The organism is Hyphomonas sp., from assembly GCF_046313975.1.
Lineage (GTDB): Bacteria > Pseudomonadota > Alphaproteobacteria > Caulobacterales > Hyphomonadaceae > Hyphomonas.
In genome coordinates, this window is the sequence record NZ_JBKBXB010000001.1 from 169,644 (window position 1) to 195,682 (window position 26,039).

General features: G+C 63.7%; 25 protein-coding genes. 8 read left to right on the forward strand and 17 right to left on the reverse strand.

The features are described from left to right. Positions 1-52: 52 nt before the first annotated feature. The 5 genes from clpX to ACK4TE_RS00780 all read right to left on the reverse strand — a co-directional run bounded on the left by clpX (position 53) and on the right by ACK4TE_RS00780 (position 4,489). On the reverse strand, positions 53-1,315 hold the full coding sequence (gene clpX, locus ACK4TE_RS00760; protein WP_409909547.1) for an ATP-dependent Clp protease ATP-binding subunit ClpX: 1,263 nt from the start codon (positions 1,313-1,315) through the stop codon (positions 53-55). A gap of 126 nt (positions 1,316-1,441) precedes the next feature. Further along, positions 1,442-2,065, reverse strand: coding sequence for an ATP-dependent Clp protease proteolytic subunit (locus tag ACK4TE_RS00765; protein ID WP_409909548.1), 624 nt, complete (start codon positions 2,063-2,065; stop codon positions 1,442-1,444). Between the two features lie 110 nt (positions 2,066-2,175). After that, positions 2,176-2,463: a hypothetical protein gene (locus tag ACK4TE_RS00770; protein WP_409909549.1), complete on the reverse strand. Its 288-nt coding sequence runs from the start codon at positions 2,461-2,463 to the stop codon at positions 2,176-2,178. A gap of 63 nt (positions 2,464-2,526) precedes the next feature. Further along, entirely contained in the window at positions 2,527-3,408 is an 882-nt protein-coding gene (locus tag ACK4TE_RS00775) for an alpha/beta fold hydrolase (protein WP_409909550.1), read from the reverse strand. Positions 3,409-3,415: 7 nt separating this feature from the next. Further along, positions 3,416-4,489, reverse strand: coding sequence for an alpha/beta fold hydrolase (locus tag ACK4TE_RS00780; RefSeq protein WP_409909551.1), 1,074 nt, complete (start codon positions 4,487-4,489; stop codon positions 3,416-3,418). A 193-nt stretch (positions 4,490-4,682) separates the two neighbouring features. Here ACK4TE_RS00780 and ACK4TE_RS00785 point away from each other — a divergent pair, with 193 nt between their 5' ends. From ACK4TE_RS00785 to ACK4TE_RS00800, 4 genes are all read left to right on the forward strand, one after another. After that, a complete protein-coding gene (locus ACK4TE_RS00785) occupies positions 4,683-6,401 on the forward strand; it encodes a M28 family metallopeptidase (protein ID WP_409909552.1) in 1,719 nt (572 codons plus the stop codon). A 22-nt stretch (positions 6,402-6,423) separates the two neighbouring features. Then, positions 6,424-7,212: a 23S rRNA (adenine(2030)-N(6))-methyltransferase RlmJ gene (rlmJ, locus tag ACK4TE_RS00790; RefSeq protein WP_409909553.1), complete on the forward strand. Its 789-nt coding sequence runs from the start codon at positions 6,424-6,426 to the stop codon at positions 7,210-7,212. Between the two features lie 88 nt (positions 7,213-7,300). Beyond that, positions 7,301-7,504, forward strand: coding sequence for a hypothetical protein (locus ACK4TE_RS00795; RefSeq protein ID WP_409909554.1), 204 nt, complete (start codon positions 7,301-7,303; stop codon positions 7,502-7,504). An 82-nt stretch (positions 7,505-7,586) separates the two neighbouring features. Further along, positions 7,587-8,846: a glycosyltransferase gene (locus ACK4TE_RS00800; RefSeq protein ID WP_409909555.1), complete on the forward strand. Its 1,260-nt coding sequence runs from the start codon at positions 7,587-7,589 to the stop codon at positions 8,844-8,846. Positions 8,847-8,899: 53 nt separating this feature from the next. Here the strand turns inward: ACK4TE_RS00800 and ACK4TE_RS00805 are convergent, their stop codons facing one another. The 3 genes from ACK4TE_RS00805 to ACK4TE_RS00815 form a co-directional block, all read right to left on the reverse strand. After that, positions 8,900-10,048: an acyl-CoA dehydrogenase family protein gene (locus ACK4TE_RS00805; RefSeq protein WP_409909556.1), complete on the reverse strand. Its 1,149-nt coding sequence runs from the start codon at positions 10,046-10,048 to the stop codon at positions 8,900-8,902. A 27-nt stretch (positions 10,049-10,075) separates the two neighbouring features. Beyond that, positions 10,076-11,269, reverse strand: a complete 1,194-nt coding sequence (locus ACK4TE_RS00810) for an acyl-CoA dehydrogenase family protein (RefSeq protein ID WP_409909557.1) — start codon at positions 11,267-11,269, stop codon at positions 10,076-10,078. A gap of 116 nt (positions 11,270-11,385) precedes the next feature. Next, positions 11,386-12,387 carry a nicotinate-nucleotide--dimethylbenzimidazole phosphoribosyltransferase gene (locus ACK4TE_RS00815; protein WP_409909558.1) on the reverse strand — a complete coding sequence of 334 codons (1,002 nt, stop codon included), beginning with the start codon at positions 12,385-12,387 and terminating at the stop codon, positions 11,386-11,388. Between the two features lie 134 nt (positions 12,388-12,521). Here ACK4TE_RS00815 and ACK4TE_RS00820 point away from each other — a divergent pair, with 134 nt between their 5' ends. Further along, on the forward strand, positions 12,522-12,716 hold the full coding sequence (locus ACK4TE_RS00820) for a DUF1289 domain-containing protein (RefSeq protein ID WP_409909559.1): 195 nt from the start codon (positions 12,522-12,524) through the stop codon (positions 12,714-12,716). Between the two features lie 3 nt (positions 12,717-12,719). Continuing rightward, on the forward strand, positions 12,720-13,253 hold the full coding sequence (locus ACK4TE_RS00825; RefSeq protein ID WP_409909560.1) for a TIGR02281 family clan AA aspartic protease: 534 nt from the start codon (positions 12,720-12,722) through the stop codon (positions 13,251-13,253). Here the strand turns inward: ACK4TE_RS00825 and pyk are convergent. The 6 genes from pyk to ACK4TE_RS00855 all read right to left on the reverse strand — a co-directional run bounded on the left by pyk (position 13,240) and on the right by ACK4TE_RS00855 (position 20,736). After that, a complete protein-coding gene (pyk, locus tag ACK4TE_RS00830; RefSeq protein ID WP_409909561.1) occupies positions 13,240-14,664 on the reverse strand; it encodes a pyruvate kinase in 1,425 nt (474 codons plus the stop codon). The two genes, ACK4TE_RS00825 and pyk, sit on opposite strands and share 14 nt — an antisense overlap. 61 nt (positions 14,665-14,725) lie before the next feature. Beyond that, positions 14,726-17,365, reverse strand: coding sequence for a methionine synthase (gene metH, locus ACK4TE_RS00835; RefSeq protein WP_409909562.1), 2,640 nt, complete (start codon positions 17,363-17,365; stop codon positions 14,726-14,728). Then, on the reverse strand, positions 17,362-17,793 hold the full coding sequence (locus tag ACK4TE_RS00840) for a gamma-glutamylcyclotransferase (RefSeq protein WP_409909563.1): 432 nt from the start codon (positions 17,791-17,793) through the stop codon (positions 17,362-17,364). Before ACK4TE_RS00840 ends, metH begins: the two co-directional genes overlap by 4 nt. After that, positions 17,790-18,848 (reverse strand): homocysteine S-methyltransferase family protein, encoded by a 1,059-nt coding sequence (locus ACK4TE_RS00845; protein ID WP_409909564.1) that lies wholly within the window; start codon positions 18,846-18,848, stop codon positions 17,790-17,792. The genes ACK4TE_RS00840 and ACK4TE_RS00845 overlap by 4 nt, the downstream gene beginning before the upstream one ends. Positions 18,849-18,850: 2 nt before the next feature. Next, a complete protein-coding gene (metF, locus tag ACK4TE_RS00850; protein WP_409909565.1) occupies positions 18,851-19,765 on the reverse strand; it encodes a methylenetetrahydrofolate reductase [NAD(P)H] in 915 nt (304 codons plus the stop codon). Continuing rightward, complete coding sequence (locus ACK4TE_RS00855; protein ID WP_409909566.1) at positions 19,762-20,736, reverse strand: metalloregulator ArsR/SmtB family transcription factor; 975 nt, start codon at positions 20,734-20,736, stop codon at positions 19,762-19,764. The genes metF and ACK4TE_RS00855 overlap by 4 nt, the downstream gene beginning before the upstream one ends. 178 nt (positions 20,737-20,914) lie before the next feature. On the opposite strand from ACK4TE_RS00855, the gene ACK4TE_RS00860 reads away from it, so the two are divergent. Both ACK4TE_RS00860 and ACK4TE_RS00865 read left to right on the forward strand, forming a co-directional pair. Then, positions 20,915-21,670, forward strand: a complete 756-nt coding sequence (locus ACK4TE_RS00860; protein ID WP_409909567.1) for a VacJ family lipoprotein — start codon at positions 20,915-20,917, stop codon at positions 21,668-21,670. 32 nt (positions 21,671-21,702) lie between these two features. Further along, a complete protein-coding gene (locus ACK4TE_RS00865; RefSeq protein ID WP_409909568.1) occupies positions 21,703-22,329 on the forward strand; it encodes a phospholipid-binding protein MlaC in 627 nt (208 codons plus the stop codon). A 75-nt stretch (positions 22,330-22,404) separates the two neighbouring features. Here ACK4TE_RS00865 and ACK4TE_RS00870 read toward each other — a convergent pair whose 3' ends face one another. The 3 genes from ACK4TE_RS00870 to ACK4TE_RS00880 form a co-directional block, all read right to left on the reverse strand. Beyond that, on the reverse strand, positions 22,405-24,024 hold the full coding sequence (locus ACK4TE_RS00870) for an AbgT family transporter (RefSeq protein ID WP_409909569.1): 1,620 nt from the start codon (positions 24,022-24,024) through the stop codon (positions 22,405-22,407). Between the two features lie 752 nt (positions 24,025-24,776). Further along, complete coding sequence (locus ACK4TE_RS00875; RefSeq protein WP_409909570.1) at positions 24,777-25,262, reverse strand: CinA family protein; 486 nt, start codon at positions 25,260-25,262, stop codon at positions 24,777-24,779. Between the two features lie 3 nt (positions 25,263-25,265). Next, positions 25,266-26,039: crotonase/enoyl-CoA hydratase family protein (locus ACK4TE_RS00880; protein ID WP_409909571.1), on the reverse strand; the 774-nt coding region annotated here is incomplete at its 5' end.

A 26,039-nucleotide genomic window follows, 5' to 3' on the forward strand; every position in this document is an offset into this window, starting at 1 on the left:
AAAAGCCCCGGCACGATGGCCGGGGCTTTTGATCTGTATCCGGACGAAAGGATCAGCCCGCTTCGGTCTGCGCCTTGTTGGCGTGCACGTAGAGCGGCTCGGCATTGCCTTCGACCACTTCGGCGTTGATCACGACTTCCTCGACACCGCGCAGGTTCGGCAGCTCGAACATCGTGTCGAGCAGGATGCCTTCCATGATCGAGCGCAAGCCGCGTGCGCCGGTCTTGCGGGTGATCGCCTTGCGGGCCACCGATACCAGCGCTTCCGGCGTGAAGGTCAGCTGGACATTCTCCATGTCGAACAGCTTCTGATACTGTTTCAGAAGCGCGTTCTTCGGCTGCGTCAGAATCTGGATGAGGGCTTTCTCGTCCAGATCTTCCAGCGTTGCGATGACCGGCAGGCGGCCGATGAATTCCGGAATCAGGCCAAACTTCTGCAGGTCTTCCGGCTCGGTGCCGCGCAGGGTTTCGCCGACGCCTTTATCGTTGGCGTTCTTGATCGTGGCGCCGAAGCCGATCGAGGCATTGTCACCGCGTGCGGCGATGATCTTCTCGAGGCCTGCAAACGCGCCGCCACAGATGAAGAGGATGTTGGTCGTGTCGACCTGCAGGAATTCCTGCTGCGGATGTTTCCGGCCGCCCTGCGGCGGAACGGCCGCAACGGTGCCTTCCATGATCTTCAGGAGCGCCTGCTGCACACCCTCGCCCGACACGTCGCGCGTGATCGAGGGATTGTCCGACTTGCGGCTGATCTTGTCGATCTCGTCGATATAGACGATCCCGCGCTGCGCGCGCTCAACATTGTAGTCCGCCGCCTGGAGCAGTTTCAGGACGATATTCTCGACATCCTCACCGACATAGCCAGCTTCGGTCAGCGTCGTGGCGTCGGCCATCGTGAAGGGCACGTCGAGGATACGGGCGAGCGTCTGGGCGAGAAGCGTCTTGCCACAGCCCGTCGGGCCAACGAGCAGGATGTTCGACTTCGACAGCTCCACCCCATCTGCCTTGCCGGCATGGGAGAGGCGTTTGTAATGGTTGTGGACGGCCACCGACAGGATGCGCTTGGCGTAGCGCTGGCCGATGACATAATCGTCCAGCACATCGCAGATTTCCTGCGGCGTCGGCACGCCCTCGCGGGACTTGATCGCAGAGGTTTTGTTTTCCTCGCGGATAATGTCCATGCAGAGTTCGACGCATTCATCGCAGATGAATACTGTCGGCCCGGCGATGAGCTTTTTGACCTCATGCTGGCTCTTACCGCAGAAAGAGCAGTACAGCGTGTTCTTGGAGTCGCCGGAGCCGGTTTGCTTCGTCATAACTACCTCAATGACGCGTAAGGCTTAACACGGGCTTTAGCGGCCCGCCTGACGCGATCCTTCCAGTTAAGTCTATAGTTGTTCGCCCAGCCTGCAAGGGGCGGGCCGCACGTTAGATACAGGGCCTTACTTCTCGTCTTCAGCAGCCCGGCGCTCATAAACCTTGTCCACGATTCCGAATTGCTGGGCCTGTTCGGCCGTCAGGAAAGTATCACGGTCAAGTGTTCTTTCGATTACTTCATACGGTTGACCCGTATGTTTGACGTAAATCTGGTTAAGGCGGCGCTTGAGTTCGATAATCTCTTCGGCATGCCGCTCGATGTCTGTCGCGACGCCCGAATAGCCGCCGGAGGGCTGGTGCAGCATGACACGGGCGTTCGGCAGGGCGATCCGCATGCCATGTTCCCCCGCGGCAAGCAGCAGCGATCCCATCGAGGCGGCCTGGCCGATACACACGGTGGAGATCGGGCAACGGACGTATTGCATCGTGTCGTAGATCGCGAGGCCGGAGGAGACGTAGCCGCCGGGGCTGTTGATATACATGGCGATTTCGCGCTTCGGATTCTCGGATTCGAGGAACAGGAGCTGCGAGGTGATCAGGGCCGCGACCCCGTCATCAATGCCGCCGGTGACGAAAATGATCCGTTCTTTAAGGAGGCGCGAGAAGATATCGAAGGCCCGCTCCCCCCGGCTCGTCTGTTCGACGACCATCGGAACGAGATTGAGCGCGGTCTGGTAGGAATTCGACATCAAGGGGGCCTTTGAAAACAAGGGGCTGAATCGCCCGTCCCAAGGATTGGCAGATGCGTCTATATTTGTCCACGCGGGCAGTGCCGCAAGGTGGTGCCTGCTGTGGAATATCAACTGCACATCGCCAGCAGGACAACACAGAGCAGCACCGCAAACAGCAGCGTGACCACGCTCTGCCAGTCTCCGCGCCCCCGGACGATGTTGACCACCGCCGAGCCACCACCTGCCACGATGTAGGCAAAGCTGACAAACACAAACAGCATCGCCCCGATGATGGCGATCCCCGTACCGAGGCCCTTCAGGAATACGATCTGGCCGTATTCCATCAGCAAGAGGCCGGCAGCCAGCGTCGCGAGGCTGCCGCCGATGTAAACGAAGAAAGTCTTGATGCCACCCATGCTTGCCCCCCTGAACTTGCGGAGATTTTTCTGCCTTGCACCGGATTTACGCTATATGAATGGTCAGGGCCCGAGCCCGCTCGGCAAGGCCCCTTCCGGATCATCCATGAAGGCGGAGTAGTCCGCGATGACCCTCTCCCGCTGCAGGTCGCTCAGCAGGATGTGGTAACCGTCCGGGTAGTAGACCGTGCGCACATGCGCCGGAAACCGCCTCGCCGTGCGACGTGGCCCCGCCTCGGGCACCACCTCATCGCGCGCGCCGTAGGATGCCAGCACCGGAATGTGTGCCGGCAGGCGCGGCGCAGCCTCGTGCGCCTGCTCCATGATCGTCACTGCCCCGAACAGCTGGTCGACGCGGTTGGAGGTCGAATGCAGCGGATCGCTGTCCTGCAGGGCGAGGAAGTCCCGATTGTCCGACATCTTCGGCTTGGCGAAAGCGGGCGGCTTCACGACGAGGCCGGGGCTGACCGCATGCATCAGGCGGAGGGATCCGGCAAAGGCCGGGTTTAACGCGCCCCATCCCCGCAGGCCGGGCCCGGACAGGATCAGCCGGTCCGCCTCGGGCGGGCGGTCCGACGCAAAGGCCGTGATTGCCACCGCTGCGCCCATCGAGATCGCCACCACGCTGATCGTTGCATCCGGATGCCGCACCCGCGCGAGGCTCACCGCCGTGCGCAAGTCCTCCCGCATCAGGTCTTCGCCTGCCCAAATGCCACGGTTCACCGACCGCCCGAAACCGCGCTGGTCATAGGCGTAGACCGTCATCCCCTGCTTCGCCCATTCAGGCGCCGCGAGGCGGAACTCACCGGCATAATTATTCATGCCATGAACCCCGACGATCACATGATCAGGGGCTGATGCGCCCTCCGCCGCCCAGGTACTCAGGCCAAGGCGGGCGCCGTCATGCGCGATGAGGATCTGCTGATCGGTCAGAATATCCGGCATCCGGCTGTCAGCAGGCCGCTGCCATTTCCGGAAGCGCTGCCCATTTCTGGCACGGCTGGCGGAATGGCCATTCGCCCTCGCCGCTCGGCAGGTTTGCATCCGGCGCCTGCATGAAGGCGAGATAGTCCGCATGCACCTTTTCGGCCTGCAGGTCGCGCTCCAGCATGTGATAGCCGTTGGTGTAATACACCGTGCGTACGTTCGGCGGCAGCCACTTTGCCGTGCGTTCCACACCGTTCTGCGGCACCACGATGTCCTTCGCGCCATAGGAGGCAAGGATCGGCAGGTTGCGGGGCAGATGGCGCGCCGCGTTGTGCGCATTTTCCATCAGGTCGACGAGGCCGTAGACCTGATCGATGCGGTGGCGATAGGTCATGTGCGGATCGGACCATGTCCGGCGCAGCATGGCGATATTGTCCGAAGGCTCGATCTTTATCAGCCCCGCCGGCGGCACGACCAGCCAGTCCGGATTGATCCGTGTCGAGGTATAGAGGCTCACCCGGTAGAGCGGGTTCAGCGCGCCCCAGCCGCGCAGGCCGGGACCCGAAAGGATCAACCGGTCCGCCTTCGGAGGATTGTCGGAGCCGAACGCCGTCATCGCCACAGAGGCGCCCATCGAGATGGCCACCACCGTGATCACCGCATCCGGATGGCGCTTGCGCGCCACGTCGACCGCCGTGCGCATATCCTCGCGCAGCAATTCTTCCTCCGGCCAGAAGCCCTTGCCCGGCGAGCGGCCAAAGCCGCGCTGGTCATAGGCATAGGTCGTCACGCCGCGCTCGGCCCAGTAGGGCGCGGCCATGTGGAAGGCGCCCGCATAGTCGCTCATACCGTGCACTCCGACGACGACATAGTCCGGATTGTCCGTGCCCTTCGCGGGCCACACGGAGAGCCCCAGATGCGCCCCATCGGAGGCGATGAACGTCTTCTGCGCCGGCAGGAATTCCGCCTCGACCGTTCCCAGCTGCTGCAAGGCGCCGATGGTCACCGGGTGAGCGCAGGCCGGCATCGCCGCGGTCAGCAAAACCGCCACCGCCGCCGCAAGGCGCCGCAAGCCTTCGCTCAGAGACAAACCGATCATCCGCTACCTTTCGCGATTCTCCGGCAATTTCCGGACCACTACCCTAAAAATCGGCGCCTGAACGCAACCTGACAAGCCCGTATCGGCACCCCTCCGCCGGAATTGAACGCCAGACAGCGGCCTGCGGCGCTTGAAGGCCCTTTCCTGACGTGCCAGACCCGGCCCATCCAAAAACTCTGGCGGGGATTCCCTCATGTTCAATCGCCTTACCCTGGCCAGCGCGGCCGCCCTCCTGGGCCTTGCCGCCTGCGCCCCCGACCCTGCGCCTGCACAGGCAGCGCCTGAGCTTCAGCTCCTGCTTCCCCTGCCGGAAGCGACCACACCGGACATCAACGCCGCCGACCTTGCGGTTCGCATCAAGACGCTGGCCGATGACATTTTCGAAGGCCGTGGCCCCGGCACACCGGCTGGCGAAGCCTCCGCCGACTGGATCGCAGCTGAAATGGCCCGCATCGGCCTGACGCCCGGGGGCGACAATGGCAGCTGGTTCCAGTCCGTGAAGATGGTCAACCAGAGCGTTGACCCGGCCACTTCCGAACTGGTCATCACCTGGCCGGACCAGGATGAACTCTCGGTCGCTTTCAAGGACCAGGCCGTGTTCTGGACCAAGCATCAGAACACCAACACCATCTCCTTTGATCCGGCCGATGTCGTCTTCGTCGGCTATGGCGCGGTCGCCCCGGAATATGGCTGGGATGACTATGCCGGGCTCGACGCCAAAGGCAAAACCGTCCTCATCCTCGTCAATGATCCCGGCTTTGCCACGGGCGATCCGGCCCTCTTCAACGGACAGGCCATGACCTATTACGGCCGCTGGACCTACAAGTTCGAGGAAGCCGCACGTCAGGGCGCCACCGCCGCGCTCGTCATCCATGAAACCGAACCGGCCTCTTATGGCTGGGATGTCGTGACCGGATCCTGGTCCGGTGCACAGTCCGACCTCGTGCGCTCCAATGGCGGCGCCGACCGCGCCCTGCTCGAAGGCTGGATCACGCGCGATCTCGCCGCAGACATGTTCGCAAAGGCCGGCCTCGACTTCGAGACGATGAAAACCGCCGCCAAGACGCGCGGCTTCACACCGGTCACGCTGGACGGCTTGAAAGTGCGCGGAACGGTCAACCAGACCATCGATGCGCAGACCAGCCGCAACGTGGTCGGCATCCTCCCCGGCGCCACCGCGCCGGATGAATATGTTCTGTACACGGCGCACTGGGACCATCTCGGCATGAAACAGGGCCAGCCCGGCGATGACTTCTACCAGGACGACATCTTCAACGGCGCGGTCGACAACGCTACCGGCTCCGCCGCCATCCTCGAAATCGCCGAGGCTATGAAGTCGGAAACGCTGGACCGCTCTGCTCTCTTCCTCGCGGTCACGCTGGAAGAGTCGGGCCTGCTCGGCTCGGCCTATTATGCCGAAAACCCCACCGTCCCTCTGAACAAGATCGTTGCCGGCATCAATATTGACGGCGCCCTGCCGATTGGCCGCACGAGGGATATGGTCGTTGTCGGCTACGGCGCATCGCAGCTGGAAGACCTGCTGAAAGACGTCGTTGCGAAACAGGACCGCGTGATCAAGCCGGACCAGTCACCGCAAGCCGGTTACTTCTACCGCTCGGACCACATCTCCTTCGCCAAGAAGGGCGTGCCGATGCTGTATGCCGATGGCGGCGAAGACAAGATCGACGGCGGTGTCGCCGCCGGCAAGGCCGCAGCGATGGCTTACACCGCCGAGCGCTACCACAAGCCGATGGACGAGTATTCCGACGACTGGGACCTCTCCGGGTTCGTGGAAGATGTTCAGGCCCTCTACGAAGTCGGCCTTGGCATCGCTCAGTCCACGGACTGGCCGACCTGGTATCCGGGCAATGAGTTCGAGGCGGCCCGCAAGGAAAGCCTCGGGCAGAACTGACCCGGCCAGACGAGGAACGGACATGCTGTCCTACCAGCACGGCTTCCATGCGGGTAACCGCGCCGATGTGCTAAAGCACGCCGTGCTGGACCTCATCCTGAAGGATGCCGCAAAGGGTCCGCGCCCGGTCTTCTATGTGGAGACACATTCCGGGCGCGGACGATATGACCTGACCGGCGCGCAGGCGAAGAAGAAGGCCGAGTCCGCCGCCGGCGTACGCGCTCTTCTTTCAGGCTCTGCGCCTGCCGGGATGGCAGACTGGCTGTCGCTGGTGAAGCAGCGGGGGATCACGGATTACCCGGGCTCGCCCGCCCTTGCGCTCGCCCGCCTGCCCGCGTCCGCGCGCTGCGTGTTCTTCGAACGCCACCCGGCAGAGTTCCGCGCCCTGACGGATGCCCTCGGCAGCGATCCCCGCGCCCTGATCCGCGAAGCCGATGGCTATGCCGGCGCGCTGAAGCTCGCCCCGCGCGGCGGCGAGCAGATGCTGGTCCTCTCCGACCCCAGCTACGAGACCCGGCGCGATATCGAGGCGCTCGCCCTCTGGACGCCCAAGGCGCTGAAACGCTGGCCCAGCGGCATGGTCGTGCTCTGGCTGCCGCTTTACCGGGACGGGCGCGAGGCGGAGTTCGGCGAACTCCTCGCCAGCCTCGGCGCAAACCTGATCGCAGGCGCTCGCTGGCCGGTGAAAGGTACCGAAGCCAGCTCACTCGAAGGCTCCGCCATGGTCGGCTTCCGGGTGCCAAAGCCGGTCTGCGATGCGGCACACACGCTCGCCGCTGATCTTGAAGCCTGGTGGGCAACAGCCGGTTGAGGCGCCTCCATCGCCGCCGACGCCCGCGCTGCGAAACCGGCACACGGAACGCCATTTACTTTAAGATGAAATTTGCTACGATTCTAACATGGATTGTATTCCGCATCTCGATTCTCCTTTTGCCGCTCTGGAAAACCGGCCCGTCTCGGCTGCGTTTGATCTTGCCGTGATCGAGAATGCCGTCCGCTTCCTGCAGCAACACCTGCAGGAAACCGGCGCCGGCCCGGAGCCGCAGGATGCCTGCGAAGAGGCGCTCGAAGCCGTCTCCGCCCTGCGCCGCCGTCAGCGCTGAAGCCTGTGGAATTCACGCGAGGCGCGAAGTTTGCTGGCCGCAGACTTGCATTGACGCACCAATCCCCTTCCAACGGCTGACCATGACTGACACGCCTGCCCTGACCGATGCGCCGCGCCCGGTAATGGACATCCTCGTCCAGCGCCAGCTCGACAACATGGCCAGCGGCAACGGCGCCTATCTGGAAACCTTCCTCCGGATGGTGCGGGCTGCGGGCATGGACGTGCGCCTCGTGTTCGCCCCGTTTCAATCCTTCGGCAACCGCCCCTGGGCACGCGTCCATCCGCGCATTCAGGCGCTGGTCAAGGACATCACCTGGCCCGGCGCCGTGAAGATCGGCGAACGCTACTGGTCCTTCAGCCTGCGCATCTGGGCGCGGTTCGCGGTGCGCCTCCTCAAGGAAGTCTATCGCCGCGCAGGCGGCAAACTGGTCATCCCCAGCTATCTCGGCCGCGAGATCAGTCCGCTGGAAGCCCGAATCCTGGCCCGCGCGTGCGATGATCAGCCTGCAGAGATCACGCTGGCCGAATACAGCTCCATGGGCCCCGCCCTGAAGCTCATCCGTTCCCGGACGATCCATGCCTGCCTGATGCACGACCTCCTGTCGGACCGCGCCGCCCGTTTCCGCGCCGGCGGACAGGTGATCGATTTCGACGAGACGAGCCTCGAGACGGAACTCGGCTGGCTCTCGTCCTGCAACCTCGTCTTCTTCGCTTCTGCCAACGAACTTGAAACGCTGCGCCCGCACCTGCCCGGCGCCCGCCTCGCCTGGGTCGCGCCGGACGCACCGGACTATGGCGCCATCGAAGAAAGCCCCGCGCCGCGCGTCGTCTTCATCGGCACGGTGCATGGCGGCAATGTCGAGGCGCTGAACCATTTCCTCGCCGATGTCTGGCCGGGCATCCGCGCTGAGGAACCGAAACTCGAACTCCACATCGCCGGCTCCATCGGCAAGACACTGACACCGCAGCAGGCCGCCCTGCCCGGCGTAAAACTGCTCGGCCGGGTCGACCGGCTCGAAAGCCTCGGCGGCGCCAATTCCATCGGCATTGCGCCGGCGCGCTTTGCCACCGGCGTGTCCATCAAGGTCGCGGAATACCTGCTGCTGGGCATGCCCTGCGCCGCCTACCCACTCGCGCTGGAAGGCTTCGGCCCTGTGCTGGATGATCTGGTCGTCGTCGCTGATAGCCCGGAAGCGCTGAAGGCCGAAATCCTCTCCCTCGCCCGCGACCCCGCGCGCCGCGCCGCGCTTTCCGCTAAGGCCAAGGCCGAAGCCCGCCAGCGCCTCTCCCATGCCGAACCCATCCGCGCGATCCGCGAAGAGCTCGCCGCGCGGAAATGAAAACGGGGCCGGATTGCTCCAGCCCCGCCACATTTATTCCGTAGACTGATTCCTTACTCCGCAGCGACTGCCACGTCCGCCGCCGAAAGGTCCGTGTAGCGCTTCAGGTGATGATCGACGTTTCCGAACTCGGAATCGATGATCGTAAGCCGCTTGAAATAGTGGCCGATGGCCAGCTCGTCCGTCATGCCCATGCCGCCATGGATCTGGATCGCGCTCTGGCCGACAAACCGGCCGGCCTGACCGATGCGCACCTTGGTCGCCGAGGCGGCCTTCTTGCGCGTCACGTCATCTTCGCCGAGTTTCAGCGTCGCCATGTAGGTCATCGACACCGACTGCTCGGCTTCCATGAACATGTCGACCATCCGGTGCTGCAGCACCTGGAACTTGCCGATCGGCGTGCCGAACTGCTTGCGGGTCTTGGAGTATTCCACCGTCATCGCCTGCGCGACCTTCATCGCGCCGCAGGCTTCGGCGGCGAGCGCGGCGATGGCCTCATCGGTGACCAGTTCCACGAGGCCGAGGCTATCTTCGCCGATCACAGCTTCCGGGCCGACGGCGACATTTTCGAAATACACTTCCGAGGCACGCCGTCCGTCCACGGTCGGATAGTCGCGCGTGGTCACGCCCTTGGCCGATTTCGGCACGATGAACACGCCGATGCCCTTGGCATCGCGGCGCCCGCCGCCGGTGCGCGCGGTGACGATCAGATGGCTCGCCCACGGCGCGCCGACAACCACAGCCTTGTGCCCGGAAATCTTCCAGCCTGTGCCATCCTTCTTCGCCGTCGTTTCGAGATCAGCGAGATTGTAGCGGCCTTTCGGCTCGGCATAGGCAAAGGCGAACACGGATTCGCCGCCGATGATCGCGGCAAGGTGTTCTTCCTTCTGAGCGGTCGTGCCGCGCTTCAGGAATCCGCCGCCGATGACGACCGTCTGCAGGAACGGCTCGACAACGAGGCCCTTGCCGAACTCTTCCATCACGACCATCGAGTCGATCGGGCCGCCGCCAAGGCCGCCATCTTCCTCGCTGAACGGCGCCGCCGTAAGGCCGAGTTCCACGAACTGCGCCCACATTTCCGGACGCCAGCCATCCTTGGAGGCAACCACCTTCCGGCGTGTGTCAAAATCATACTTGTCCTTGATCAGCTTCGCGAGGCTGTCGCGGATCATCGTCTGTTCTTCGGTGAAATTGAAATCCATCTGAATACTCCTCCCGGCCCCGATGCCTTACAGGCCGAGGATCATTTTGGTGATGATGTTGCGCTGGATCTCGTTGGACCCGCCATAAATCGAGGTCTTGCGCATGTTGAAATAGGTGTCGGCAGAATGGTTCGAATAGTCCGGGCCGATGCCGTATTCGTTATGGCCGTTCGACGGAACGCCGCGCACATACGGTGCGCCGTAATTGCCGACCGCTTCCAGCGTCAGCTCCGTCAGGCGCTGCTGGATTTCGGTGCCCTTGATCTTGAGGATCGAGCTTTCCGGACCCGGGCCCTTGCCGGCCGCTTCCGAAGCCAGTGTGCGCAGCTCGGTGAACTCCAGCGCCGTCAGATCAATTTCGAGCTGGCTGATCTTGCGGGCGAAGTCGCCGTTCAGGATCAGCGGGGTGCCATCAATCGACTCCTGCGAAGCGATCGAGCGCAGACGCTCCACACCGCGTTTCGAGCGAGCCACACCGGCGATGCCGGAGCGCTCATGCGCCAGCAGAAACTTCGCATAGGTCCAGCCTTCGTTTTCCTTGCCGACAAGGTTCTCCACCGGCACGCGAACATCCGTCAGCCAAGTCTCGTTTACTTCATGTGTGCCGTCGATCAGCTTGATCGGGCGCACTTCGATGCCCGGCGTCTTCATGTCGACGAGGATGAAGGAGATGCCTTCCTGCTGCTTCGCCGAAGGGTCGGTGCGGCAGAGGAAAAAGCCCCAGTCGGCATGCTGCGCGAGGGTCGTCCAGGTCTTCTGGCCATTGATGACGTAATGATCACCGTCACGAACGGCAGTCGTCTTCAGGCTGGCGAGGTCAGAGCCGGCGCCCGGCTCGGAATAGCCCTGCGCCCACCACACGTCCCCGGCGAGAATACCCGGAAGGTGCTTTGCCTTCTGCTCTTCGTTGCCGAAAGTGTAGATCACAGGACCCACCATCGAGACGCCGAACGGCAGCGGCATCAGGGCGTCCACGCGGGCATTTTCTTCCGACCAGATATAGCGCTGGGTCGAGGTCCATCCGGTGCCGCCATACTTCTTCGGCCAGGCCGGCGCAGACCAGCCCTTCTTGCCGAGGATCTTGTGCCAGGCGAGGAACTGCTCTCGGGTCAGGTCCTCGCGGTTGCCCATGCCCATGAGTTCCTTCGGGTAATTCTCCCGGATGAACGCACGCACTTCATCGCGAAAGGCGATCTCTTCAGGGGAAAACTCGAGATTCATGGCCGTTGGTCCTCCGGTATCTCTCTGTGCCTGTTGGCATCTCTATGTCAGTTGATGCCCCGCGCTGGCAAGGTGACGCGCACGTCAGCGTAAAGATTGACGCAGCCTCCGTCGCGTCAACCCTCGGCCGGTTTTGCAATGAAAGGTGCGCAGGCAGTCTTCAGCACACCGATGGCCGTTGCCGAGCCAAGCCCGCCCCCGGTCTGGAACTGCAGCTGCAGGAGCGGCGCAAGGCCCAGCCGCTCGAGCGCGGCCTCATGCGCCGGGCGCTGGGTGATGTGCGAGGCAAGGCAATGGCTCACCGCCTGCGGGGCCACGGCATGCACCACGCCCGCCGCAATCGTCGTCGCAAACCCGTCCAGCACAACCGGGATGCGCTGATGGCGCGCCGCGACAATCGCCCCGACACACGCCGCCAGCTCCCGACCGCCAAGACAGCGCAGCGCTTCCAGCGGATCAGACAGATGCCCCCGGTGCAGCTTCAGCGCCGCGCTGACGAGTTCGCTGCGCTTGCCGGAAAGGCTCGCCGGTGTCTGCGCGCTCGGACGCACCCAATAGTCCGGCGACCCACCATAGAGGGCGCACGCCACCGCCGCCGCCGCGGTGCCCACACCGGCCCCGGAGACGGCAATCGCCAGCAGGTCCGGCTGGTCTTCGACCGCTTCAAATCCATACGCGATGGTCGCGGCGCATTCGCGCTCGGTCATCGCCGCTTCCTTCGCGATGCTCGGTGTCGGCCGGTCGAGCGCCAGTTCGAACACCCGCACGGTTGCCCCTGCCTGCGTCGCGATTGCCGACAGCGGCGCCCGGCCGCCCTTCAGCGCTTCGATATGCGCGCGCGTATCTGAATTGCTCGACAGCGACACGCCGGCATCCACGATCCCGTGCGAGCCCGCAAAGATCGCCAGCGTCGGTTTCTCGATCCGCGGGGGGAAGCGCCGCTGCCAGCGCGCCAGCCATTCCGCCGCTTCGCCCAGCCGCCCGAAATCGCCTTCCCGGCCCATGCCGAGCAGCGCCTCACGCACTTTCCGCCCCGCTTCCGCATCGGTCTCGACCGGCTTGAGAATCAGGTCGCGCACGTCCGCCAGGGGGGATTTCTGGACCGCAGGGTCGTTCAAGGTAAATGTCTCCTCGCGCCAAAGCCCGGCGCCGGGGCAAATTATCAGAGATTCAGAACTGTGTCCGGCAAGGATTTGTTACGCGCTTTGTGTAATACTTGCAGGCTCGTTCCCTTCCGGTATTTGCTATATCCATGACTCTCGAGCCGATAAAGAGCCCCTGCATCAAGGTTTGCGCCGTGGATGGCCAGACGGGCTTTTGCCTGGGCTGCGGGCGAACCCTGCCCGAAATCGGGGCCTGGGTGAAAATGGGCGCCGAGGGACGCGAAAATGTCCTGATCCGGTTGCCGGAGCGTATTGCGCATCTCCAGTCCCTCGGGAAACGATGAGCCATGACGATTCGCAATCTCTTCATTGTCATGTTTACCGCCATCGCGATTGCGCTGGTGATCTCCTTCGGCATTGCGCCGAAGTTCCAAGAGCCTGAGGCCGAGATCGCCGTGCTCGAACCGGTCACGGTCGCTGCCGCCACGCCGCAGCCCTCCGTGACACCGGGCTCGCGCGCCGCCTTCATCGACAAGGAAAATGACGGCCACTTCTGGACCCGCGCCGACGTTGGCGGCACGCAGGTGAAGTTCATGGTCGATACCGGCGCCAGCATCGTCGCGCTGACCTATTTTGACGCCCAACGCCTCGGCCTGAAACCCGAAGAACTCGACTTCGATTCCGAAATCCGCACCGCCGGCGGCCTCACCTATGGCGCCCCCGTCACGCTGCCCAGCATCCGCGTCGGCCGTGTCGTCATCAAGGACGTGCCCGCAGTCATCCTGCGCACCGAACTCGAACAGTCCCTGCTCGGCATGACCTTCCTCGGCGAACTCCATTCCTATGAAGTCCGCCAGGGTCAGATGATCATACGCCAGTGATCGGCTTGCCATCGAGGCCCTTGCCGACCCCGATCTCCCAGGCAAAGCGCGTATCATCACCCGACCAGCGCGCATAGGCGACCCGGCCTTCCAGCCCCGCCGCCTTCATCAGAGACCGGTACCAGTTATCGACGCCTGCATCGAGTTTGTGCGGATGCACGCCCCACAGCAGGCAGGCCTGCCGCACGCGGTCGTCCTGAATTGATCCGTACAGGATCGGTTTCGGGCCCCGCACCCGCGAGAACCGCGCCAACCGGTCAAACGCCCCGGTGCGCAGTGCCAGCGCGGTTGCGCCTTCCGCTTCCGCCATCTCCGTCGCCGTCTTCGCAATCACATCGATGGCATGCGTCTCCACGCCGTCGCCTTCGAACTGCAGCAGTGACTTGCGATAGTCCTCGGCATTCTCCGTCGCCCGGATGATGCGCGACATGATCGCCACCGCCGTTGCCGGATGCCGCCCCACCGCCGTCTCGGCCGACAGCATCACAGCGTCCGCACCCTGATAGATCGCGGTCGCCACATCGGATGCTTCCGCCCGCGTCGGCGCCGAATTCTCGATCATCGATTCCAGCATCTGCGTCGCCACAATCACCGGCCGCCCGGCCGCCCGCGCCGCCCGGATGATCCGCCGCTGGATCACCGGCACTTCCTCCGGCGGGTATTCCACGCCGAGATCGCCCCGCGCCACCATCACGCCGTCCGAGGCATGGATGATCTCGCGTAACTCGCCCAGCGCCGCCGGCTTTTCCAGCTTCGCTATCAGCGGCGCCCTTCCATCGATGATCGCCTTGGTCATCGCAATGTCAGACACCGACTGCACGAAGGACAGCGCCACAAGGTCCACGCCGATCGACAGCGCAAACTCGAGGTCCGCCTTGTCCTTGTCCGTCAGCGCCTTCACCGGCAGCGCCTTGCCGCGCACGGTGAAGCCCTTCTTGTCTGAAATCTTGCCCGGTACATCCGCGCGCACTTTCGGCGTCTTGCCCGCCTGCGTCACCGTGAAGATCAGCTTGCCATCGTCCACCAGGATCGTGTCGCCGATTTCAAGCTGATCGATGATCGCCTTGTGCGGCACGGGGATGGTCTCCGCCGCATCGGTCATCTCCGCCGCCACCAGCGCATACTCGGCATTCCAGGCGACCTTCATCTCGCCGCCGGGAAAACTGCCGACGCGCACCTTCGGCCCCTGCAGGTCCGCCAGCGCCGCCAGGGGCCGGCCCACCAGCGCCTCCACCTTGCGCACGGCCTCCAGTGTTGCGCGGTGGTCCTCGTGGCTGCCATGCGAGAAGTTCAGCCGGAACACATCCGCCCCCGCCTCCGCCAGCGCGCGGATTTCCTTCAGCGACCGGCTGCGCGGCCCAAGGGTCGCCACGATCTTCGCATTCTCGCCGCGCAGGCGGGCTTTGGGCATCAGTCTCTCCCCGATGACAAGGATGTCAGCCCGCGTCTTATAGCGACTCGGGCAGCGGCGGCTAGGCTTCCACCAGCGCAAACGGATCGTAGTTCAGCACAGGCGCCAGCCAGCGCTCGGCGGTCTTCGTGTCCCAGCCCTTGCGGCGCGCATAGTCTTCCACCTGATCGCGCTCGATGCGCCCCAAAGCGAAATAGATCGCGTCCGGGTGTGCCAGATAGAGGCCCGAGACAGATGCCGGCGGCGTCATCGCATAGCTGGTCGTCAGCGCCACGCCGATCCGCTTCTCCGCCTCCAGCAGGCGGAACAGGGTTTCCTTCTCCGTATGTTCCGGCTGCGACGGGTATCCCGGCGCCGGGCGGATGCCGCGATATTTCTCCGCGATCCGCTCCTCGTTCGTCAGCGACTCGTCCGGCGCATAGGCCCACAGCTCCTTGCGCACGCGCTCATGCATGTACTCCGCCAGCGCCTCGGCAAACCGGTCGGCCAGCGCCTTCAGCATGATCGAGGAATAATCATCGCCCTTCTTGCGGAACTCATCCGCAATCGCGTCCGCCTCCGGCCCCGCCGTCACGACAAAGCCGCCAACCCAGTCCTCGCCTTCCGGCGCAACGAAATCGGAGAGCGCATAATTGGCGCGCTCATTGTCCTTCTTCATCTGCTGGCGCAGCGTGAAGAACGTGTCACCCGTGTCGAGCCGGATATCGTCGCCCACCGCATTGGCGCCCCAGAAGCCCACCACGGCCTTCGGCTTCAGCCAGGCCTCGCCGATCAGGCGCTGCAGCATCGCCTCGGTGTCGCGCCACAGGCCGCGCGCCGCCTCGCCGACTTTCTCATCTTCAAGGATCAGCGGAAATTTTCCCGCCAGGTCCCACGCCGAGAAATACGGCGTCCAATCGATATACCGCGCCAGCGTTGCCAGGTCGAAACCCTCGAACGTCCGTGTGCCCGTATATGTCGGCTTTGGCGCTTCGTAGCCTTTCCAGTCCGGCCGGAACGCCGCCTTGCGCGCCTCCGCCAGCGATAGACGCTCCTTGGGCGGACCATCCTTGCGCGCCTCACGCATCCGCTCATAGCGCGCCTTGGTCTGCGCCACGAGGTTTGCCTTCTCCGTCTCGTTCAGCAGCGAGGACACCACGCCCACCGCCCGGCTTGCATCCAGCACATGGATCACCGGCGCCGTTCGGATCACGGGATCGATCTTCACCGCCGTATGCGCCGGGCTCGTCGTCGCCCCGCCGATCAGCAGGGGCTGCGTCATCCCGCGCCGCTGCATCTCGCTCGCCACATATACCATCTCGTCAAGGCTCGGCGTGATCAGGCCCGAGAGGCCGATGATGTCCACCTTCTCCTTCACTGCCGTATCGAGAATCTTCTCCGCCGGCACCATCACGCCGAGGTCGATGATCTCGTAGCCATTGCAGGCGAGCACCACGCCGACAATATTCTTGCCGATATCGTGCACATCGCCCTTCACGGTCGCCATCAGCACCTTGCCGTTGGACGCATTCATCGTGCCAAGTCGCTGCTTCTCCTCCTCCATGAACGGCTCGAGCCAGGCCACCGCCTGCTTCATCACGCGCGCCGACTTCACCACCTGCGGCAGGAACATCTTGCCGGACCCGAACAGGTCGCCGACGACATTCATGCCGTCCATCAGCGGCCCCTCGATCACATGCAGCGGACGCTCGACACCAAGCCGGGCTTCCTCCGTATCCTGATCGATATACTCCGAAATGCCGTGGATCAGCGCATATTCCAGCCGCTTCGCCACCGGCGCCTCGCGCCAGGAAAGGTCCTTCTCCTGCGTCTTGCCCTTCTGTCCCTTGAACCGCTCGGCAATCTCCAGCAGCCGGTCCGTCGCATCCGCCCGCCGGTTGAGGATCACATCCTCCACACGCTCGCGCAGCTCCGGCTCGATATCATCATAGATATCCAGCTGCCCGGCATTGACGATGCCCATGTCCATCCCCGCAGGGATAGCGTAATACAGAAACACCGAATGCATCGCCCGGCGCACAGGCTCATTGCCGCGGAAGCTGAACGACACGTTCGAAAGCCCGCCCGAGATATGGCACCCAGGACACGTCTCGCGGATCACTTTCGCCGCTTCGATGAAATCCAGCGCATAGGAATTGTGTTCCTCGATGCCCGTCGCCACCGCAAAGATATTCGGATCAAAGATGATGTCTTCCGCCGGGAAGCCCACCTCTTCCGTCAGTATACGGTAGGCCCGCTGGCAGATCTCGATCTTGCGCGCCGCGGTATCCGCCTGCCCGGCCTCATCGAACGCCATCACGACCACGGCCGCGCCATAGGAAAGGCACGCCCGCGCCTGTTCGATGAACTTCGCCTCACCTTCCTTCATGGAAATCGAGTTGACGATGGCCTTGCCCTGCACGCATTTCAGGCCCGCCTCGATCACCTCCCACTTGGAGGAATCGATCATCACCGGCACACGCGCGATATCCGGCTCCGCCGCGATCAGGTTCAGGAACGTCGTCATGGCGAGCACGCCGTCGAGCATGCCCTCATCCATGTTGACGTCGATCACCTGCGCGCCATTCTCCACCTGCTGGCGCGCCACATCCACGGCGTCCGCATAACGCCCCTCAGCGATCATCTTCCGGAACACGGCCGAGCCGGTCACGTTCGTGCGTTCACCAATATTGACAAAGCTCTGGGAGGAAGCGCGTGTCATTTCCGTGTTTTTCCCGCATCCAGCGACCAGTTTCCGTCCTCGATCACCGGGCGACCCTCTGTCGTCTGATTATAGATATAGATCCAGCCCTGCGCGCCCGTCGGGCTTCCGGTTTCATCCAGCAACGGAATCTTCTGGCGCAGGTAGAGCGCCGTTTCCGCATCATCGGTGACGTCTTCATATTCATCCATCGCCGGCACAATGCTTACATCATGGATGCGATAGAGCACGCCGTGACAGATGCCTTCGCCCGCCACAACGCCGGGAAAGCCGTCAAGATCATACATCCGCCCACGGAACTTGCACGGCGCGACCCATTCGCCCGCCTGCGAAAACGGAATATGCTGCGGCCCGCCCACGGCGCCGTGCTTCAGCAGGCCATAAAACACAAACAGGTCGCCTGGGCGCACCTTGCCATTGGTCGTCACGAGGCCACCTCGAACGGCTCCAGCCCGGACAATCGCATTGCGGGCGCCACACTCGGCACCGCGCGCGGTGCTGCCTTCGCCGCCGCCTTCGCAATCGCCGCGATATGCGCCGGCGTCGTGCCGCAGCACCCGCCGACAATATTCACCAGCCCGCTGCGGCTCCACTCGCCCAGATGCCCGCCCGTCTGGTCCGGCGTCTCGTCATACTCTCCGAACGCATTCGGCAGTCCGGCATTCGGATAGGCAATCACACGCGTGTCCGCCACTCGCGCAATCGAGGCGATGTGCGGCCTCATCAGGTCCGCGCCAAGGGCGCAGTTGAGGCCAATTGCCCAGGGCCGCGCATGGCGCACCGAGTTCCAGAACGCCTCGGCCGTCTGTCCACTGAGCGTCCGGCCGGACGCGTCCGTGATCGTCCCCGAAATGATGATCGGCAACCGCTCGCCCGTGTCCGCCGCAAAATCCATCAGCGCCTTGATCGCCGCCTTGGCGTTCAGCGTGTCGAACACAGTCTCGATCAGGAAAACATCCGTCCACGGCGCCATCGCCTTTGCCTGCGCGTAATAGGCATCGCGCACTTCGTCGAAAGTGATATCCCGGTATCCCGGATCGCTCACTTTCGGCGAAAGCGACAGCGTCTTGTTGGTCGGCCCGATCGCGCCCAGCACGCCCACAGGCCGGCCCAGCCGCTCTTCCGCCGCATCCGCCGCCTCCCGCGCAATCCGTGCGCCCTCTGCCGCAATCTCGTCGGCCAGCGCTTCCATCTTGTAGTCCGCCATCGCAATCGTCGTCGCGCTGAACGTATTCGTTTCGATGAAGTCCGATCCCGCCTCGATATACTGATCGTGGATCATGCGGATCACATCCGGCCGAGTCAGGTTCAGAAGATCGTTGTTGCCCTTCAGCGGCGAGGTCCAGCCGGCAAACCTCTGCCCGCGGAAGTCTTCCTCCGACAGCTTCCAGCGCTGGATCATTGTGCCCATTGCCCCATCGAGCACGAGAATGCGCCTGGCCGCTTCGGCTTCGAGGCGTTCAAAACGTTCTTTCCGGTTCATCGTCAGGCCGCCTTTGCAGGTTGCGGTTTCAGGCCGAGCAGACGGCAGGTCGACAGCGCCAGGCTCGCCCGGTTCAGGGTGTAGAAATGGAAGTCGCGCACACCGCGTTCATGCAGCTTGTGGCACAGCTCCGCCGCCACGGTCGCCGTCACCATGTCGCGCGTCTCGTCATCCTCCTCGAGACCGTCATACAGCCGGTCCAGCCATGCCGGAATCGAAGCCTGCACCATCCCCGCCATCCGCTTGAGCCCGGCAAAGTTCGGTTGCAACATGATGCCCGGCACAATCGGCAGCGTTACGCCGCCCGCATGCGCCTTCTCGAGAAACTCGAAATACACGTCCGGCTCGAAGAAGAATTGCGTGATCGCCCGGTCCGCGCCTGCATCCTGCTTCGCTTTCAGGAATGCAATCTCAGCATTCCATCCCTTGTTCTCCGGGTGCAGCTCCGGATAGCACGATACCGAAATCTCGAAGCACTTGCCCAGCTCCGGCCGGTGCTCCCTCAGTCCCCGGATGAGATCAACGGAATCGAGAAACCCGCCCGGGTGCGGCTCGAATTTCGCGCCCATGCCCGCTGGCGGGTCGCCCCGCAGCGCCACAATATGCTTCACGCCCGCCTGCCAGTAATCCTCAGCCACGGCCAGCACTTCCGCCTTCGTCGCGCCCACACAGGTCAGGTGCGCCGCCGGCCGCAGGCTTGTCTCCGCCACGATGCGGCGCACCGTGTCATGTGTGCGCTCGCGCGTGGAGCCACCCGCGCCATAAGTCACCGACACGAAGTCTGGCGCCATCGGCTCCAGCCGCTTGATCGTGTCCCACAGGCGCGTGGCCATCGCCTCGCTTTTCGGTGGGAAAAATTCGAAGGATACGCGTAATTTCTCGCGCGCTTTGTCAGGTTCTGTCAGTGTCCGGATCATGCCGCTTTCGCCTTTTTCAGGGCGGGCTTCGTCGCGCGCCAGATATTCACCGTCAGACCGGGTTCCGCCATCTCCGGCGGATCAAAACTGCGCGGCGCTTCAAGCGCCAGTCCCGCTTGCCGTGCCCAGTCCGCCAGCGCATCGTGGCGCACGCCCAGGCGCCGATGCCCATGTTCCGCGCGCAGAAACTCGAGATCATGCGGCGCAAAATCGATCACCAGAAGCTTCCCGCCCGGCACCAGCAGGCGGGCCGCCTCGGCAATCGCCTCGCCCGGCGCATCTAGGTAATGCAGCACCTGATGCACAATCACGAGATCGGCCGACGCATCCTCGAACGGCGCCGCCGTCACATCGCCAAACCGCACGCGGCTGTTGCTTGCCCCGGCGCGCTCCAGATTGGCGCGCGCCACGGTCAGCATCCTGTGACTGAAATCAATGCCCTCCGCCTCCGCCGCGCGCGGCGAAAACAGCAGCAGCATCCGCCCGGTGCCCGTGCCGAAATCCACGACACGCCGGTAAGGTCCCGGCCCCGCGAGATCCAGCAGTGTGTCTTCGATCGCCTCATTCGGAAAGTGCAGGGCACGGAGGGAATCCCAGTTCTCCGCAATGCTGGAGAAATAGGCCTCCGCCTCGGCCGCCCGCGCCTGCATCACTTCGTGCAGCTTGTCACGGTCAGTCTGGAATTCCGGCGCCTCCTCGCGGGTCTGCTCGAACAGGCGGTCCAGGAAAGCCCGCCCCGCCCCAGCCCTTGCCGCGCGATAGAACACGAACGCGCCTTCCGGCAACCTCTCCGCCAATCCCGATTCGGCCAGCGTCTTCAAATGGTGCGACAGGCGCGGCTGGCTCTGCCCCAGCACCTGCACCAGTTCGCCCACCGAAAGGTCATGCCGGCGCAGCAGCGCCAGCAGGCGCAGCCGCGTCGGCTCGCCAGCGGCCTTGAGTTTGTCGAGAAGATCATCAAACGGCGTCATCCAATCATATAAACATCCATTTATATGATATGGCAACAGGCCAGCGCCGCCCTGTTCGTTTAGCTCTGCTGAAAGGTGTGGCCCAAAAGATACGCCTGCGCGCCGACCTTCTATTCCACCCCGTTGAACCTTTTTAAAGTGAACTCCATCTAACTGCGCACGTTGCAGGAATCCTCCCATGAAACTGACTGCCGGCGCAGCCCTCGTCTCGCTCGCCCTAACCGCCTGCGCCACCGCGCCGGCACCGGGCCCCGGAGACATCGCCGACCCCTATGAGGGCTTCAACCGACGCATGTTCGCCTTCAATAACGGCGTCGACAAGTACGCCCTCGCGCCAGCCGCCAATGTTTACAAGGCAGTGACCCCGGAATTCGCGCGCGACCGCGTCAGCGACTTTCTCGGCAACCTGCGCAGCCCTGTTACCTTTGCCAATGATGTGCTGCAGGTCGAACCCTCCCGCGCCGGCACCACGCTTGCCCGCTTCGGTATCAACACAACCGTCGGCCTTCTGGGCCTGTGGGACGCGGCCGAACACATGGGCATCGACGGCCACCGAGAGGATTTCGGCCAGACGCTCGCCGTCTGGGGAATCGATTCGGGTCCCTATCTCGTGATGCCCCTGCTCGGCCCCACCACACCCCGCGACCTACTCGGCCGCGGCGTGGATGCAGCCATTGATCCCGTGAACTATGTCCAGTTCGACAATGACAAGGACAGCGACGTCGCCATCCGCGTCGGCCTCGGCGTTCTCGGCGGCCTCAACGCGCGCGTCCGGCTTGATGACCAGATTGAAACTTTAAATTCCCAGCCGGAACCTTACATCGCCCTTCGCCGAATTTATTCATCTTCGCGTCAGGCGGAGATCGCTAATGGCAAGGTCGATGAAGACAGTGCCTATGATGATCTCCCAGATTTTGACGAATTTGACGAGTAATCAGCGGCGGCCCTGAAACTAGGAGTCACACCGTGAAGCGTTTCCTCCGATCCACCCTTGCGGCGGCGGTCATTCTCGCAGGCGCCCTCCCCGCCTTCGCAGATGCCAAGACCGAAGCCTACGTCCAGAAAAACGCCTCCGAGGTGTTGAAGACGCTGAACAACCCGAACCTCTCCACATCGGAGCGGACGGCGAAATTCAGTGCCTACATGGACCAGTTCACCGATCTTGATGCCGTGTCGAACTTCGTCATCGGCAAGTACAGCCGCCGCTTCACCGAAGCCGAGCTGACCCGTTACCGCAAGGCGTTCCGCGAATACGCCCTCGCTGTCTACCAGTTCGAACTCGACGCCTATCGCGGCGAAGCCGTGCAGGTGAAGAACTCCGTCGACCGTTCGCCGACCGACTCGATCGTCAACACGGTCATCAAGCGCCAGGACGGCAAGGACATGGACGTGCGCTGGCGCGTGCAGGGCAGCGAAGGCAACTACCAGGTTGTCGACGTCGCCCTCAATCTCGACGGCAACCTGATCTGGCTCGCCATCGAACAGCGTGCCCAGTTCATCGCCCTGCTCGACAACAATAATGGCTCGGCCGACAAGCTGATCGCCAAGATCAATTCGATGACCAACGACCTGAAGGCCAAGGCCCGCAGCTGACCGGTTTCCTCCGTACAAAAACAAACGCCCTGACCCACAAGGTCAGGGCGTTTTCTTATCGCGGTGCCCCGCGCCCTAAGGCGTCGCAATCTCCGGCAGGCTGTAGGTAATCGGTGCTCCAGGCCCCATGTCGAGCCCGAGATAGAACCATCCGACGGTCAGGATCACGCCGGAAATCAGCAGCCAGACCGAGTAAGGCAGCATCAGCGCCGTCAGGCTGCCGAGGCCGAAATCCTTCTGCCAGCGCTGCGCGAAGATCAGGATCAGCGGGAAGTACACCATCAGCGGCGTGATGATATTCGTCGCCCCGTCGCCGACGCGGTAAGCGGCCGTCGCGCCTTCCGGCGACACACCCAGCAGCATCAGCATCGGCACCAGCACCGGCGCCAGCAGCGCCCATTTCGCGCTCGCCGATCCGATGAACAGGTTCAGGAACCCCGTGAAGATCACGATCAGGCCGAGCACAACCGGCAACGGCAAGCCGCTGGACTCAATCGCGCCCGCCCCGTGCACCGCGCCGATCAGGCCGAGATTCGACCAGCCAAACATCGCCACAAAATGCGCCGCCGCAAAGGCCAGCACGAGGTAATACCCCATGTCCTTCATCGCCTCGGTCATCATCGCCACCAGGTCGCGGTGCCCCTTGATCGAGCCTGCCGCCGCGCCATACGCCCAGCCGGCAAACAGGAACAGCAGGAAGAAGGCCGCCACCAGCGACTGGTAGAGCGGCGCCAGTGTGGCGTGTACGGAGCAATCGCCCGCCGCCATCGCGTCCGCCGGACATGCCTCTTCATTGATCAGCGGCGTGCCCGGTCCGAACGTCATGAAAATCCACAGCGCCACCACGGCCAGCGCCGCAAGCCCTGCGCGGGAAAGACCCTTCTTCTGTGCGGGCTCCAGCGGCTTGTCCTCGTCGCCGAAATCCTTCGCCTGCTGCGCCGTCGGCGTCCACTTGCCGAGGCGCGGCTCGATTATCCTGTCGGTAACGAACCAGATGATCGGCAGGTAGATCACCAGCAGCACCGAGATGAAAAACCAGTTGCCGGCAATATTGACATGCAGCCCTTCGACAAGCTGCGAATTGTTGACCGCCTGCTGTGTGATGCCGAACAGCAGCGCATCAAGCTGGCCCGGTGTGACGTTCGCCGAAAAGCCGCCCGAGACGCCCGCAAAGGCCGCCGCGATCCCGGCAATCGGGTGCCGGCCCGCTGCCGCATAGAGAATCGCCGCCAGCGGGATCAGCACCACATAGCCCGCATCAGAGGCATGGTTCGACAGCATCGCAATCAGCGCCACCACCGGCGTCAGCAAGGCCGTCGGCGCCCCGCGCACGGCCGCGCGCATCCCGCTCGCAAACAGTCCCGAGCGTTCCGCCACACCCGCGCCCAGCATCACCACCAGCACATAGCCGAGCGGATGGAAGTGTGTGAACGTCGCCGGCATCTGCACCCACAGGCGCTGGATATTGTCTGGCGAAAGCAGGCTCGCCGCCGTGATAATGACGGGGGATCCGTCCTCATTCACCTGCGTCGGGTGCACCGCCGAAACGCCCAACATGGCGCAGGCAATCGAAATCGCCATCAGGCCGAGGATCAGGTAGAAAAAAAGGAAGACGGGATCGGGCAATTTGTTGCCCACACGCTCCACTACCCCGAGAAACCCTTTCTGCGTTGCCGCAGCCGGTGCATCCGTCATTCGCCGCCTCCAGTCTTTCCGGGGCAGACCTGACCTAATGCCGCCCCCAAAGGCAAGACTTTTGTGACACTCCGCAGACCCCTGCGTCGGCCAGCCCGTAGGGTGGGTGGAGGCCTGCAAAGCAGGCCGATACCCACCGTCCGCTGTTGCACAAGTTTCCCTCTACGCAACACTTCCGCCCCCTCCCGCGCCTCTCCCCCTGTCATCCCGGCGAAAGCCGGGACCCGGAAAGCCCAGCAGGAACAACGCTCAGGTGGGCTCCCCGCCTCCGCCCCCAAAGAATTCCACAGCTTCCCAATCCGGTATGGTCACCACCTGGCATAAGATACTCCCGTCTCCCTGAAGAGACCGGAACCGGTACCGTTCGGTTTTCAGCGGAGGCGTCCCCGGAAGCGGGGAGGGTGCGGGGGTTACGGCCCGCCTCCTCTCTAGGGACGTTGATCCAGGCGAGCCGGTGAAAAGCCGGTAGAGAATCCCGACTGGCCCGCCATGCTCTCAGGGGCATGGCCTCGTCTACGAGGTAAGGAGCCAAGGCCTGGCAGCGCCGAAGTCATCCCGAGAACTGCCCGAAACTCCGGGGGCGGTGCGGCGGACGAGTGGCGTCCACCCCGCAACCAAACTTTTCCTTCCCGGACGCCCCGCGGCGTCCGCCGCAGCCGGTCCCATCCTTGAGGACCGCCACATGATCCGTACCCGGACGGTGAAAGCCGGGCCGGCACAAGCGGCTGCCAGCTACATCCGCGCCCACTTCCCTACTCCAGCACCCCCAACAGCAACTCCATCGCTTCTCTCGCAAACAGCCGCATGTTCGCTGCCCGATCCGACAGCCTTGTCTCCAGTGTCCGCGATACCAGAAAACCGCCCGGCCCGGCGACCGCCACGCAGGTATGCCCTGCCGCGTCGCCATAGGCGTTACCTGTCGGCCCCGACGCGCCCGTCTCGCAAAGCCCCCAATGCGCGTCCAGCCGCTCGCGGATCACGCCGGCGAGCAGTTGCGCGTAAGGCTCGGTCGAAGATCGCCGGTCGCCAAGGTCAGCCCGGCCAAGGCCGAGCAGGCCCCGGAACGCCTGACGCGTATAGATAACCCCGCCGCCCCGGTACCAGACCGAGGCGCCGGGCTCGGCAAGGATCGCCGCCGAGATCAGTCCGCCTGCGGAGGATTCCGAGACGCCAACCGCCTCGCCCCTCTCCTTCAGGCGCCGGCCAATCTCGGCGCCGAGCGGCAACAGCGTCTCCACGCCTCAGTCCTTGCCGCCGATCCATTCGAATTCCTTCTCCTCCCACCAGGGGAAGAAGTTCGGCATACCATCGGACACTTTCACCGGGTAGGTCGGCGTGCGCTTCTCGAGGAAACTCATCACGCCCTCCTTCGCATCCGGAGTCTTGCCGCGCGAATAGATGGCTGCAGAGTCGACGATATGCGCCTCCATCGGATGCGAGGCACCGAGCATGCGCCACATCATCTGCCGCGTCAGCGCGTTGGAAACCGGCGCCGTGTTGTCGGCAATTTCCTTCGCCAGGGCGCGGGCCGTGCTCATAAGCTCCGCCTGCGGAACAACCTTGCTGACAAGGCCGCCGGAGAGGGCTTCCGAAGCCGGGAACACCCGGCCCGTATAGCACCATTCCAGCGCCTGCTGGATGCCGACGAGGCGCGGCAGGAACCAGCTGGAGGCCGCTTCCGGATTGATGCCCCGGCGGTTGAACACAAAGCCGAAGCGCGCATTTTCGGAGGCGATGCGGATATCCATAGGCAGCTGCATTGTCACGCCGATGCCGACCGCCGCGCCATTGATCGCCCCGATCACCGGCTTCAGGCTCTCGAAGATGCGCAGCGTCACCCGCCCGCCGCCATCGCGCTGGATCTCGAGACCTGCGCCCTTGCGGTGTTGGTCGCCGCCGGCAGCGCGCGCGTCATAGTCGAAGGTCTTGGCGCCCGCCGAAAGGTCCGCTCCGGCGCAGAAGGCACGGTCGCCGTGTCCGGTGACGATGACAACCTTTACATTGTCGTCCTTGTC